At 33.1% G+C, this 13021-nt stretch carries 14 protein-coding genes; 8 read left to right on the top strand and 6 right to left on the bottom strand.

Going from position 1 to position 13021, the window contains the following annotated elements:
• Positions 1 to 153: 153 nt before the first annotated feature.
• A complete protein-coding gene (locus ACSULM_RS02105; protein WP_436860129.1) occupies positions 154 to 795 on the top strand; it encodes a YigZ family protein in 642 nt (213 codons plus the stop codon).
• Between the two features lie 83 nt (positions 796 to 878).
• Here the strand turns inward: ACSULM_RS02105 and ACSULM_RS02100 are convergent, their stop codons facing one another.
• On the bottom strand, positions 879 to 1946 hold the full coding sequence (locus ACSULM_RS02100) for a glycosyltransferase family 4 protein (protein WP_436860127.1): 1068 nt from the start codon (positions 1944 to 1946) through the stop codon (positions 879 to 881).
• 390 nt (positions 1947 to 2336) lie between these two features.
• Between ACSULM_RS02100 and gdpS the strand changes: the two genes are divergently transcribed.
• The 4 genes from gdpS (at position 2337) to pepT (ending at position 6398) form a co-directional block, all read left to right on the top strand.
• Complete coding sequence (gene gdpS / locus ACSULM_RS02095; RefSeq protein WP_436860125.1) at positions 2337 to 3407, top strand: GGDEF domain-containing protein GdpS; 1071 nt, start codon at positions 2337 to 2339, stop codon at positions 3405 to 3407.
• A gap of 469 nt (positions 3408 to 3876) precedes the next feature.
• Positions 3877 to 4638 (top strand): threonine/serine exporter family protein, encoded by a 762-nt coding sequence (locus ACSULM_RS02090; protein ID WP_436855101.1) that lies wholly within the window; start codon positions 3877 to 3879, stop codon positions 4636 to 4638.
• Between the two features lie 21 nt (positions 4639 to 4659).
• Complete coding sequence (locus tag ACSULM_RS02085; protein WP_436860269.1) at positions 4660 to 5154, top strand: threonine/serine exporter family protein; 495 nt, start codon at positions 4660 to 4662, stop codon at positions 5152 to 5154.
• Positions 5155 to 5165: 11 nt separating this feature from the next.
• Positions 5166 to 6398 (top strand): peptidase T, encoded by a 1233-nt coding sequence (gene pepT, locus ACSULM_RS02080; RefSeq protein ID WP_436860123.1) that lies wholly within the window; start codon positions 5166 to 5168, stop codon positions 6396 to 6398.
• Positions 6399 to 6508: 110 nt separating this feature from the next.
• Here the strand turns inward: pepT and ACSULM_RS02075 are convergent, their stop codons facing one another.
• From ACSULM_RS02075 to ACSULM_RS02065, 3 genes are all read right to left on the bottom strand, one after another.
• A complete protein-coding gene (locus tag ACSULM_RS02075) occupies positions 6509 to 7630 on the bottom strand; it encodes a glycerate kinase (protein WP_436860122.1) in 1122 nt (373 codons plus the stop codon).
• 261 nt (positions 7631 to 7891) lie between these two features.
• Positions 7892 to 8212, bottom strand: coding sequence for a bacillithiol system redox-active protein YtxJ (ytxJ, locus tag ACSULM_RS02070; RefSeq protein WP_436855095.1), 321 nt, complete (start codon positions 8210 to 8212; stop codon positions 7892 to 7894).
• Between the two features lie 157 nt (positions 8213 to 8369).
• On the bottom strand, positions 8370 to 9263 hold the full coding sequence (locus ACSULM_RS02065) for an EMYY motif lipoprotein (RefSeq protein WP_436860121.1): 894 nt from the start codon (positions 9261 to 9263) through the stop codon (positions 8370 to 8372).
• Between the two features lie 127 nt (positions 9264 to 9390).
• On the opposite strand from ACSULM_RS02065, the gene ACSULM_RS02060 reads away from it, so the two are divergent.
• From ACSULM_RS02060 to ACSULM_RS02050, 3 genes are all read left to right on the top strand, one after another.
• Positions 9391 to 9921, top strand: a complete 531-nt coding sequence (locus ACSULM_RS02060) for a GrpB family protein (RefSeq protein WP_436860119.1) — start codon at positions 9391 to 9393, stop codon at positions 9919 to 9921.
• Between the two features lie 140 nt (positions 9922 to 10061).
• The gene (murB, locus tag ACSULM_RS02055) at positions 10062 to 10982 is read left to right on the top strand and encodes a UDP-N-acetylmuramate dehydrogenase (RefSeq protein WP_436860117.1); all 921 of its coding nucleotides are present in this window, start codon (positions 10062 to 10064) and stop codon (positions 10980 to 10982) included.
• Between the two features lie 24 nt (positions 10983 to 11006).
• Entirely contained in the window at positions 11007 to 11321 is a 315-nt protein-coding gene (locus ACSULM_RS02050; RefSeq protein ID WP_436860116.1) for a CHY zinc finger protein, read from the top strand.
• A gap of 78 nt (positions 11322 to 11399) precedes the next feature.
• Here the strand turns inward: ACSULM_RS02050 and ACSULM_RS02045 are convergent, their stop codons facing one another.
• Both ACSULM_RS02045 and ACSULM_RS02040 read right to left on the bottom strand, forming a co-directional pair.
• Positions 11400 to 11726 (bottom strand): PH domain-containing protein, encoded by a 327-nt coding sequence (locus tag ACSULM_RS02045; RefSeq protein ID WP_436855089.1) that lies wholly within the window; start codon positions 11724 to 11726, stop codon positions 11400 to 11402.
• Positions 11727 to 11979: 253 nt separating this feature from the next.
• Positions 11980 to 13014, bottom strand: coding sequence for a ferrated catecholamine ABC transporter substrate-binding lipoprotein SstD (locus ACSULM_RS02040; RefSeq protein ID WP_436860115.1), 1035 nt, complete (start codon positions 13012 to 13014; stop codon positions 11980 to 11982).
• Positions 13015 to 13021: the final 7 nt, after the last annotated feature.

Genomic DNA, 13021 nt, shown 5'->3' with positions numbered 1-13021 from the left:
CTCAATTATACTCACAACTATGATACCTTATTTTCAGTTAAAAGAAAATTCATTTTTACATTTATATAGCGTTGTCTTTCCGTGTATAATAAAAGATACTAAAATTATTTTTATCGCCAATTAATTTCGAATATACAACTGGAGTGACGTTGCATGTCAGAATCAATTATAACAATTAAAAAAGAACATATAATTGAAAATGTTATTAGTAAATCACGATTTATTGCACATATTAAACCTGTCGAAACAGAGGATGAAGCTAAAGCTTTTATAGATCAAGTTAAGCAAGAGCATCATGAAGCGACGCATAATTGTTCTGCTTACACAGTAGGCGATCAAATGAACATTCAAAAAGCAAACGATGATGGCGAACCAAGCGGTACTGCTGGTGTTCCTATGCTAGATATTCTTAAAAAGTTAGAGATTCATAATGTTTGTGTCGTAGTTACACGTTATTTCGGCGGTATTAAACTCGGCGGTGGTGGACTTATCCGAGCATACAGTGGCGCAGTGAGAGATGTTATCTATGATGCAGGACGAGTCGCTTTGCGTCCGGCAATTCCTACGACGATAACAATCAGCTATGATTTAACTGGAAAATTTGAATACGAACTTGATAGTACCCCGTTCTTATTACGCGAGCAAAATTATACGGATAAAGTGAGTTATCATATTGATGTAGTGGAATCAGATTATTCAACGTTTATAGATTTTCTAAACAGAACAACCTCTGGAAATTATGATTTAGTAGACGGTGATGCTATGCGCTTACCATTTGATATTTCAACAGATTAATACAAATTGATTTTAAATACTAAAAAAGCCAGGCAAGTCACTGAATAATTTATTCATGACTCGTCTGGCTTTATTGTTCATCATTATGATTCGTGATGGTCTTTTTTATGTCGTTCTTTATTTTCAATGAGTTTTAATAACGGTCTATAATCATCATCAATTAAACCAGTAAATTCTACAATGAGTTCAATTGTAATTAATATCAAGATAAGCATCATCAGCACGCCCCACGGTTGCGATAAATACAATATAATACTCGATAAACTAAAGAGTATGGCGATTGAATAAATTAATAATACCGTTTGACGATGTGAATAGCCCAATTCTAAAAATTTATGATGTAGATGTGATTTATCTGCTTGCATGATATGTTGACCTTTTTTCACACGACGTATCATTGCAAACAACGTATCTATAAAAGGCACAGCCAAAATAACAATCGGGAAGAATAACGATACAAAAGTAATGTTTTTAAAACCAAGTAACGATAAAAATCCTACGATAAATCCTACAAGTAACGCTCCACTATCTCCCAGGAAAATTTTAGCTGGATGGAAATTAAAGAATAAAAATCCTAATAATGCGCCAATTAAAACACTACAAATCATTATAATAAATATATTAGCTTGCAGTATGGCAATAAATCCAATAGTCATTAATGCGATCATCGAAACACCTGAAGCTAAGCCATCTAGACCATCAATTAAATTTATTGCATTTGTAATTGCAACAATCCAAATTACTGTAATTGGAATACTAAGTACACCAAAGTGAATTGTTGGTCCTATTGGTAAGGAAATAAAATCTATAGTCACGCCATAGTATACGACAACTAATGCCGCAATCACTTGACCTAATAATTTTAAAACTGGTTTCAAATCATAAATATCATCTATGAGTCCAACCAAATATATTAATACTGCGCCAATAATTAATGGTTTGACCTCAGTTTCTATAGGATGTCCGAGCCAAATTCCTAATAGAAATGATAAAAGCACGACTGTGCCGCCTAGCACGGAAACAGGGGTCGTATGTACCTTTCTAAAATTCGGTTGATCTACAATACCTAATTTATGTGAAACCTTTATAACTATTGGTGTAAGTATTAAACTGACAATCATTGAAAAAATGATTAATAATAACGTATACATCAGTTCACCTTCATTATCTAACTTCTTTATTTTTTAGAGTTACTGTTTTTATATTAAAAATTCGTCTAGTAATTGCCTTTAAGTTACTTTATTATCACACTTTCGAAAAGACTACATTCATACGATTGAAGTGTAATTTATATTAATTAATTTATAACTATCATACCCTATACACTTTTACTTATACAACTCGAAGTGCGATAATAGATAAGTTGGAATCACACACGCAATATTTTTATTGGTGCATGTGAAAATTTTAATATTCACTAAGAAATTATTTTAACATGAAAGTTAAGCGAATGTTATAAATTTCTATTTATATCTTGATGACAAATTGTAAGTTTTCACTTACAATAGCTAAGTGTTGATTTAAAGGAGTGTAAAGTATAAATGTTTGAAGCTATTATCTATAACATCTCTGTTACAGTAGCCGGAATTTATTTATTCCATCGCCTACAATATTCAGAGAACAGAATCATGATATTCTCAAAAGAATACGTTTCTGTATTAATGACGATTGTCGCACTTTTACTATCTGCTTACCCCGTCCCTTTATTTAATGAATATGCGCTCTATTTATCTTTTGTCCCTATCCTATTCTTAGGTAGATATACAAATATGTTTTATACGGTATTGTCGGCGATTGTTGTCGATTTGGTAAATCTTTTAATTGGAGATTACACCTTTATTACAGCAATTGTACTCATTGTTATTGCAGTCATTGCTGGTGCAATTGGACCATTCCTTAAACAAAACGATATTATATCATTACAAATTCTAAATGCCATAACTTTAGTTATTTTCGCAATCTTATCATTAATCAGTCCTTATTACGATATTACAGAAGTGCTATTCTTAATACCAATTTCATTTGTATTAACGATTACCTCATCTATCACGTTTGTTGATATTTGGCACTTCTTCTCATTAGTAAATCGTTATGAAAATGAAGATAAGATAGACTACTTAACTGGTTTAGGTAATGTTAAAGAATTCGATAGACATTTGAATGAAACTGCACGTATTTCTGAAGAAAACAATCAGAGTCTAGGTTTACTATTAATCGATATCGATGGTTTTAAAGATGTGAATGATAGTTATTCACATAAAGCTGGAGATGCTGTCTTAAGACAGATGGCACAATTACTTAAAAACTATGTGCCCCAACAGTTCAGCATTTATCGAAATGGTGGCGAGGAATTTTCTATTGTGTTATACGATTATACATTGGATCAATGTGTTAAATTAAGCGAAAGTATTCGCGGAGGCGTAGAACAATCTACCTTCCACCTTCCGAACAAGGAAGTCATTAAATTGTCAGTATCCATCGGTGTTGGCTATCTTACAACCGAAGATTATAAATCTCAGCGCAAAGTCTTTAAAATTGCAGATGACATGTTACACATGGCTAAAAACGAAGGTCGCAATCAAGTCATGTTTAATCCAATCGTTAAATTATAAACAAAATAAAGCAGTGAATAGTCTGGGACATAAATAGATGTCCTAGGCTATTTTCAATTCTAGTCATCTTTACCAGGGGTGAGATAACGAAATCTTTTTAGAAAAGTTAGGTTTCTATCTCACTCTTTTTTATTATTATCAAAGTTTAGATAACTTCCCCAGATATTTGAAAAGTCGCATTTTGATACTATAATCCCAACATTGGTTTTATATTGCTCAACAAAATATTTTTTTAATCTATTTGAAATAATTGGTAATCACATGATAAATGCACACCCTGAATATACGATTATGCCCCTTCTCACAAGACTTTTACGAATCAAGCATCTTTTACTATTATTTAAAATTAATACACTACTATTATTCAAATGCTTAAAAAAGCAGATTTCCCTAATCATCACTATTGAAAGTTTTCATGCGACACTGTAAACTTTCAATTGTTCTATTAATCAAAAGGAGGTTCAAAGCTATGTCAGATTCGATAACGATTATTGACGAAGATAAGGTTATAGATGTCGTTCTAATTGCTGGGAGAATTTTGCTGGAAAGCGGTGCTGAAACCTATCGCGTAGAAGATACAATGACACGTATTGCAGCGAGTTATGGTTTAGATGATACATATAGCTTTGTAACGTCAACTGCAATTATCTTTTCACTTAATAATCGTACAAACACACGACTCATCAGGATTCGTGAACGTACAACTGATTTAGAAAAAATCGCTTTGACGAATAGCCTTTCACGAAAAATATCAAGCAATCAACTTGATATAGACGAAGCAAAATCCGAACTTATTCATTTACATCATGCATCACTACAATATTCTTCTATCGTTAATTTTGTAGCAGCAGCCATAGCCTGTGGATTTTTCCTATTCATGTTTGGCGGTGTAATCAATGACTTTATATTTGCTATTTTAGCTGGTGCTGGTGCCTTTTTAACGTTTAGTTATGTCCAACGTTATATTCAAATTAAGTTCTTCTCAGAATTTATTAGTGCAGCTGTTGTTATTGCAATCGCCGCCTTTTTCACAAAGATAGGTTGGGCTCAGAATCAAGATATTATAACCATTGCTGGCGTTATGCCCTTAGTTCCGGGGATTCTCATTACAAATGCCATACGTGATTTAATGGCGGGTGAACTCATTGCCGGTATGTCTCGTGGTGTAGAAGCTGCTTTAACATCATTTGCAATCGGAGCTGGCGTTGCCATCGTATTATTAATCTTTTAGAAAAGGAGTGCTTTCATGGGCATTGTATATTACTTGTTTCAATTTATGATTAGTTTCTTTGCATCAATGTTATTTTCGATATTATTTAATGCACCACGTCGCCTCCTTTTAGCGTGTGGTTTCGTTGGTGCAATGGGATGGATTATTTATAAACTATCTGTCGATGCTGATTTAGGTAAAGTATTGGCTTCATTTTTAGGTAGTTTTATATTAGCGATTATGAGTCACGTTATGAGTAGAAGGTACAAACGCCCCGTCATTATCTTTATTGTGCCCGGTATTATTCCACTTGTTCCTGGTGGCTTAGCTTATGAAGCTACGCGTTTCTTAGTAAGTAATCAATATACACATGCTGTTAACACATTTTTAGAGGTAACATTAATCTCAGGTGCGATTGCATTTGGCATATTATGTGCAGAGATTATCTATTATATCTATACGCGTATTAAGCAGCATTATGGTAAAATGAAAGGCAAAACATATAGAAAATCTTACAATATGAACAATAGAGCTTAAGGGGTGTTTTTATGAAACAAGATTTAATCGAAAGACTTACAAGATATGTAACAATCGATACACAGTCAGACCCAGAATCTACTACTACGCCTTCCACAGAGAAACAATGGAATTTATTAAATTTATTAAATGATGAATTAACCGATTTAGGCCTAGAAACAGATGTAGATGAACAAGGCTATTTATTCGCTACACTAGATAGTAACGTAGACGCTAATCTACCTACTATTGGATTTTTAGCACATGTAGATACGTCACCAGATTTCAATGCTGCCAACGTCAATCCTCAAATTATTGAACATTACGATGGTGCACCGATACAACTTGGCAACACGAATCGTGTACTCAATCAAGGCGTATTCCCTGCGATGAAGCATGTCGAAGGCCACACACTAATGGTTACTGATGGCACGTCATTATTAGGTGCAGACGACAAAGCTGGTGTCGTTGAAATTATGGAAGCCTTAAAATATCTTACAGAACATCCTGAAATCAAACATGGCCGTATTCGCATTGCCTTTACGCCTGATGAAGAGATTGGAAGAGGACCACATCACTTTGATGTAGACCGTTTTGACGCAGATTTCGCTTACACAATGGATGGTAGTGAATATGGTGAATTGCAATATGAAAGCTTTAATGCTGCTGAAGCAGTCGTGACTTGTCATGGTGTCAATGTCCATCCAGGTTCTGCAAAAGACGCAATGATTAATGCGGTGTTATTAGGCCAACAATTCAATACACTTCTTCCTCAAAATGAAGTACCTGAAAGAACAGAAGGTTATGAAGGCTTTTATCATTTAATGAAAATTAATGGCGATGTTGAAAAGACAACATTACAATATATTATCCGTGATCATGACAGAAATAATTTTGAATTGCGTAAAAAACGTCTTGTCGAAATCAAAAATGACATTAATTCACATTACGAAGATGAGCCTATTGAAATAGAAATCAATGATCAATACTTTAACATGGGTGAAAAAATTGCAGCAGAGCCACACGTTATTGATATTCCAAAACGCGTATTTGAGAAACTAGATATCCCTTCAAATACAGCACCAATACGTGGCGGTACTGATGGCTCTCAATTATCCTACATGGGATTACCAACACCAAATATCTTTACAGGTTGCGATAATTTCCACGGTCCATATGAGTACGCGTCTATTGACGTTATGGAAAAAGCCGTTCACGTGATTATTGGTATTGCTAAAGAAGTCGTAGAGACTTATCAAAAATAATAATTAATAAATACGACGTTCATATTAAAAAAGCGATTTGTAGATGTGTGTATACCTTACATCCGCTACAAATCGCTTTTTAATGTATATATTGCAATAGCTAGAATTGTTTAATTTGTGTTAAATTGTGTCTTTAATAATTTAATCGCTTGGACAGTATAGTGTCTGATTTGAATGCCCATTTTAAAATCAGTAAAGCTTTCAGGCATTTCAATAAATGTATTGAACATCGCCGTAACACCCATAGATTCAAATAAATCAAATTTATCTGCCGTCGCACATATTGCTATGGATGGTTTATGATATTGTGCTGCCAATTCAGCGAGACGAACCGTAGTCGTTTCCAATATTTGATCTTCCTCGTTTATACCTTCACCAAATATGATTAAATCCGCTTGCTCCATTAATGAATCTAAATGCGTAATTTGGTCAACTAATTCATGACTCGTCATAATTTCTGCATGATACAATGCGTGAAGTACCGCTGCAATACCGCCACCTGCACCGCCTCTGTTAATCGGTCCAAGTGCAAGCTTCAACTCACTTTTAAATATTTCACTAAGATACCAAATCAAATTATCAATTTCTACAGCTTGTTCACGACTCAAATCGTAAGTTTCATACGTTTGCATTATCTCACTATTTTTACCATATAGCTTACTATCAAAGTCTGACATCAATTGAAAACGAACATTCGCTAATTTTGGATTTAATCCACTCGTGTCGATTTTGCGTATATATTTCAACATCTTACTGCCTTGACGCATGTTTACTTCTTGCGCTTCATCATCATAGAATTTAACACCTAGTGCTTGTAACATACCTGCACCACCATCAAAACTACCGATGCCACCTAACGAAATCACAATATGATCAGCGTTATTTTCAAGTGCATCTGTGACTAATTCTCCAATGCCGTAACTTGAACGCTCAGTAATTGGTTTTTTTCCTTTTAAAAATAAATTACCTTCTATCACAGTCATGCCACTATCTGTCATGCCATATACCGCTTCTATGTCATTCATATCTGCATCGTGCGTAGGTACTCTATACTTCGTTCCTGACTGCCATAAGAATACTGAATCCATTAACTCATGACGTCCATTGAACAACGGCACTTGTACGATGTCCGCTTTGTCAATTTGACTTGCAACCGCTTCTTCTACATATCGGTTCGCTTGATAACTAGAAATAATACCATTAAATTCATCCATCGCCACTAAAACTTTCATACTGTCACCTCAAGTAATTTATTCTTTGCTTTATATTATCAAAATTTTTACATTTTCAATTTCTAACTTTTGTGCGTTTGATGTAATAACTCTATGACATTGATTATCAATATTCCTAATAACATCACACGCTACATTACATATTCAACTGTTTATTATACATGCCAACGCACATTTTTTCACATTATAAGAAACGCTTGTCAATCACTTTTCTTTAGAGAAGCGGTTAACAAGCGTCATCATTATCTATTTAATTGTCTCTTACTCTTCAGCATTTGCCAAAGTTGATACATTAATATCGTTGTGACTTGCATTCCAAATCGCCTGTCCCTTAACAAAGTAAAATGCTTGTGGCGATTCATGTTTAATTTGTGTTTTCTCTTCTATATAATTCGATAATTCACGTTCTTGTTGCACAATTAAATAATAACCATCCATGTCTCTTTCATATAAAAATTTATTGAATTGGTCAATTGCGTTTGCTGACGTTGGACATGTTTCACTATGTTTCAACACAAACACGTAATTATTTTCTTTAATAACTTGCTCAAACTGGTCAATCGAACTCAGCTTTATAGCCATTCTATTCACCTCTAAAAATATTTAACACACTTATTTTGACTCAAAAAGTGTGAAATCTCCACGATATACTCTCATATCATTGCTTCCAATTATACACAATACTCTTTTTGTTGTTAACCGTTTATTTAAAATTTTATATCTTCACTAAAGTAAACTTTTAGTGATAGTCTTCTTTTATATTGTTATAATGTTTATCAAAAACAGCGTCAAATCCCTCTAAATCCTTACTTTCTTTCGGCAATTTTTCATAATCAATCTTCGATAAATCTTCACTAATATCAATCGTTTCTACACGTGTTTCATAATAATTTTGCAAACTGTAATACATTTCAATCGCATTTTTTCTTGCGTCATTGACATATGTATCAGTAATAGCAGTCTTGTTTAAATCTTTTATTTGTTTCGTAATTAACGGCATAATTTTATTTTTTATAGATTTCTTTACTGTAACCGGATCTGTTGAATCTGCATCTTTTTCTGCAGTCGTTTTTAAATCCTTATTATTATTTTCTAACTTATGTTTAAAATTATTAACATCCGTCGATGCACCAGCATCGCTTGCATCTTGTATATGTTTTTCAACTTGAGATCTACTTTTCTCAAAGAGTTTTGTATAATCTAAAATATCTTCATTTGCTTTAATAGATTGATTACACAAATCAACAAATGTTTTTAATTGATGAATGGACGCTTTCTTATCTTTCACTGAATCTAAGTAGGTAGACTTTAATTCTTTAGTATCACTTGAAGTTGCTGGCAATTTTTTTGCTGCTTTTTCATATGCTTTTAGTTTAGGTATTAATTTACTATTTATTTTATTTTGTAATTCGTTGAAAGCTTTTTTGTTTTTATCTGTCATATCCGTTTTGCTTAAGTCGTCTAAACGTTTCAGTTTTATATCATCCATGGTCTGATTGAGTTCTTTTTCTTTATTTTTAACATTCTTAAGCGAACTATCAAAGTCTTTAAATTCACTAGCTCCCTCATTACCACATGCACTAAGCGAAACCACAAAGCCCAACAATAAAATAATGCAAAGTATTTTTTTCATTTCTGCACTCCTTATCATTCAGTATTATACAGAAACTTATTTAACTTGAAAATAATATATGATATATTGTTTCAGAATTTACAGTTTAACAGTTCCATCATAACATTGAAAGGCGTGGACAACTTATATGTATTCAACGATTCAACCATTCATTTCCACAGATACCGATGATTTTTATTTTAAAAAATATAAACAATTAAAAGCCACTCTGTTTAACTTACTCGACACACCGATTAAAACAACGCATCATATCGGGGGTACAGCCCATTTTAATTACCCAACTGAACCTATCCTAGACATATTGGTAGGTGTCGACAACTTACATGACATTACGTCACTAGATGAGAAACGCTTAAATTATGAAGGTTTTTATCGTTTGCATCACCCTTACACAAAAAAGGTCGTTATGGCTCAATTTAATAATTTAATAGATTTAAAACAGGTGGCACGTCTTCACATTATTAAAAAAGATTCATCACTTTATAATGACTATCTTTATTCACATCAGTTACTTACTCAAAATCACGATGTAGCATCAGCATTCGCACTTCACAAAAATGACTTGGCTGAGACCAACATCACGATACGAGAATACGAAAATCAAAAACAGCAATGGTTTAAATCTTCCATGCATCAATTGCATCAAAGTAATGAGTAATTTTCACATATGCTAAATTTTTGGCTATAATTTATATTTAAATTTAAAATACTTAGAATTAATTACCATACTTTTTAGCAAAGCACACGAATCATTGGTATAATAAACAAATGAATTTAACAAGAAAGGATGTTCTATAATTGCATAAAGATGACATCTTAAAAGATTTAGAAGCAATTATTCCAAAAGAAATTATTAAAATTGACGAACCATTAAAGCGCTATACATATACGCAAACAGGAGGAAAAGCAGATTATTACTTATCTCCTACTAAAAACGAACATGTTCAAGCAATTGTACATTATGCGTACACAAATGATATCCCAGTCACTTATTTAGGTAATGGATCAAATATCATTATTCGTGAAGGTGGTATTCGCGGTATCGTCATAAGTTTACTGTCACTTGATTACATTGATGTCTCAGATGACGCAATTATTTCTGGTAGTGGCGCTGCAATTATTGATGTTTCTCGAACTGCAAGAGATCATGCCCTAACAGGCTTAGAATTTGCATGTGGTATCCCAGGTTCTATCGGTGGCGCTGTATTTATGAATGCGGGCGCTTATGGCGGAGAAGTTAAAGACTGTATTGATTACGCGCTCTGCGTTAACGATAAAGGTGATATTGTCACATTAACTAATAAAGAACTTGAATTAGACTATAGAAATAGCATCGTCCAAAAAGAGAACTTGGTTGTCTTAGAAGCAGCATTCACTTTGGCACCAGGTAATCAGCAAGAAATTCAAGCAACAATGGATGATTTAACACATCGTAGAGAATCAAAACAACCGTTAGAGTATCCATCATGCGGCAGTGTTTTCCAACGTCCGCCAGGTCACTTTGCTGGAAAACTTATACAAGATTCAAATTTACAAGGTCATCGTATTGGTGGCGTTGAAGTTTCTAAAAAACATGCTGGCTTTATGGTTAACGTCGATCATGGCACTGCGACTGACTATGAAGATTTAATTCACTTTGTTCAAAAAACTGTAAAAGAAAAATTCGATGTCGAACTACATCCAGAAGTAAGAATTATCGGAGAACATCCCATTGATTAATCATCCTAAGAGGAGTTTTTATTTATGATAAATGTATATGGTCCTACAGTAGATAATGAAACACGTTGTATACATTATCAAACGCCTTTGGATATTATCGCAATTAAGTTTAAATGTTGTAATAAATACTATCCTTGTTATAAATGTCATAATGAACACGAGGCTCATTCAATACAAAGATGGCATGCTGACGAATTTGATAAAAAAGCCATTTTATGTGGTGTTTGTCATCATGAAATGACTATTAATGACTATATGATGATTGAGGCCTGTCCGAGTTGTGACGCACATTTTAATAATCGTTGTAAATATCACTATCATTTATATTTTGAAATTTAAAATAACGGCTAAACAAATCAAAAAAGAGTTATCTGCTATTACAACTGCAGATAACTCTTTTAATATGTCACAACACTATTATTGGTCTATTTTATCACTAACGTATTGTACAAAAGCTTCTACGTCACCTTTTTGAATCTGTTTCATAGGCATTGGCCCAATATTAAATGTGAAGTGAATGTTTTCACCATCATATTCAATTTTTTCAACTTCGTTATAAGCAATACTTCTATAATAGAATTCACCATTCATATCAACATTCATTATAATTCTCTCATTTGTAGCAATAAATGCCCCTTCAAATTCTGTTGATCCTTGAATAGCATACTCTATCGTTCCTAGGACACTTGGCCCCTTTTTCTCAGTTGGGAATAAATCATTTGGATTAACATTATCTAAGATCATATTTCTTGATCCTCCTACAATTACTATTTTTTTAATTATACAATGGTCGTTTTTATATTTATACTTTTCTGTTTCATTGATTCCACAATTTTCAAAACACTTCTTTCTCACTTCACAAATTATACACACCCTATTTTAAATAAAAAGAAGCGACACTAAAATCAATAACATACGTTTTGATTTCAACTTGTCGCTTCTTAGCATTTCATAATTATTAAATTAACGGCCATGCCCCCACATCTGTTACCGTGAATTATTTTTCGAGTGCTTTCTCAACTTCTTCAATTTGTTTAATTGCAGTACTTGTAGAGCCACTTGCGAAATACCAAAGTTTTGGATCTAATTCATATACTTTGTTGTCTTTAATAGCATCTACATTTTTAACAACATCATTGTTTAAGGCTTTTTTAGCTGTAGCGTTACCACTAACTGCTTGGCCTCTGTCCATTGCAAAGATAATACTTGGGTTCTTTTCAGCGATGTATTCATTTGTAACATTTTGTCCGTGTTTACTATCTTTAATATTATCATCTGCAGGTGTAAAGCCCATTGTATTAAAAATCATAGAACCAAATCGTTCACCCGCACCAAATGTTGATAATTCTCCTTCATTTACAAGTAAGAATGATGCTTTTTTATCTTTTAGGTCTTTTGTTTTATCTTTAATACTTGCTACTTTATCTTCTAATTTTTTGTTTAAATCTTTTGCTTCATCTTCTTTTTGGTAAATTTTACCTAAAGTTTCTGCATTTTTCTTCATTGAATTTAATTCATCTTTATTGTCAACACCAACATAAACGACTTTAGCGTCAGGTGCCGCTTTTTTAAATTCATCTAAGTTCTTCTGATTTGCTGTACGCCCAGAAATGTAAATCACATCTGGCTTAGCTTCTGCAACTTTATCGAAATTAACTTCTTTAAGGCTACCAGTATTCAAATATTTTTCATCTTTAAAATCACCCAAGAAATCTGGCAATGAGCGATTACCTTCGCCTTTCGGAACAGCTTTAACTTTATCTTCTAAACCAAGTTCTTTCATCGTATCTAAAGTACCATAATCAAAAACAACTGCTTTTTCAGGGTTTGTAGGCACTTCCACTGTTTCTTTTACAGTTTTAGCATCACTGCCATCACGTTTCTCCCCACTAGCTTTATAATTGTTTTCAATTTTTACAGTTTTATTAGACTCTTTTTTATCAGAATTTTTCTTTTCTTCTGAGCCACCGTTACTACATGCTACTAATAAAAACATTAATCCGACTAAAAATAATAAACTTAATTTTTTCATGTACTTT

This window comes from Staphylococcus caeli (assembly GCF_051413795.1).
Lineage (GTDB): Bacteria > Bacillota > Bacilli > Staphylococcales > Staphylococcaceae > Staphylococcus > Staphylococcus caeli_A.
This window is presented reverse-complemented; position numbering and strand designations above follow the sequence as displayed.

Coding starts and splice junctions, on each gene's coding strand:
- ACSULM_RS02105 (WP_436860129.1), top strand. CDS start 154: ATGTCAGAATCAATTATAACAATTAAAAAAGAACATATAATTGAAAAT.
- ACSULM_RS02100 (WP_436860127.1), bottom strand. CDS start 1,946: ATGTATACGTTATTATTAATCATTTTTTCAATGATTGTCAGTTTAATA.
- gdpS (WP_436860125.1), top strand. CDS start 2,337: ATGTTTGAAGCTATTATCTATAACATCTCTGTTACAGTAGCCGGAATT.
- ACSULM_RS02090 (WP_436855101.1), top strand. CDS start 3,877: ATGTCAGATTCGATAACGATTATTGACGAAGATAAGGTTATAGATGTC.
- pepT (WP_436860123.1), top strand. CDS start 5,166: ATGAAACAAGATTTAATCGAAAGACTTACAAGATATGTAACAATCGAT.
- ACSULM_RS02075 (WP_436860122.1), bottom strand. CDS start 7,630: ATGAAAGTTTTAGTGGCGATGGATGAATTTAATGGTATTATTTCTAGT.
- ytxJ (WP_436855095.1), bottom strand. CDS start 8,212: ATGGCTATAAAGCTGAGTTCGATTGACCAGTTTGAGCAAGTTATTAAA.
- ACSULM_RS02065 (WP_436860121.1), bottom strand. CDS start 9,263: ATGAAAAAAATACTTTGCATTATTTTATTGTTGGGCTTTGTGGTTTCG.
- ACSULM_RS02060 (WP_436860119.1), top strand. CDS start 9,391: ATGTATTCAACGATTCAACCATTCATTTCCACAGATACCGATGATTTT.
- ACSULM_RS02050 (WP_436860116.1), top strand. CDS start 11,007: ATGATAAATGTATATGGTCCTACAGTAGATAATGAAACACGTTGTATA.
- ACSULM_RS02045 (WP_436855089.1), bottom strand. CDS start 11,726: ATGATCTTAGATAATGTTAATCCAAATGATTTATTCCCAACTGAGAAA.
- ACSULM_RS02040 (WP_436860115.1), bottom strand. CDS start 13,014: ATGAAAAAATTAAGTTTATTATTTTTAGTCGGATTAATGTTTTTATTA.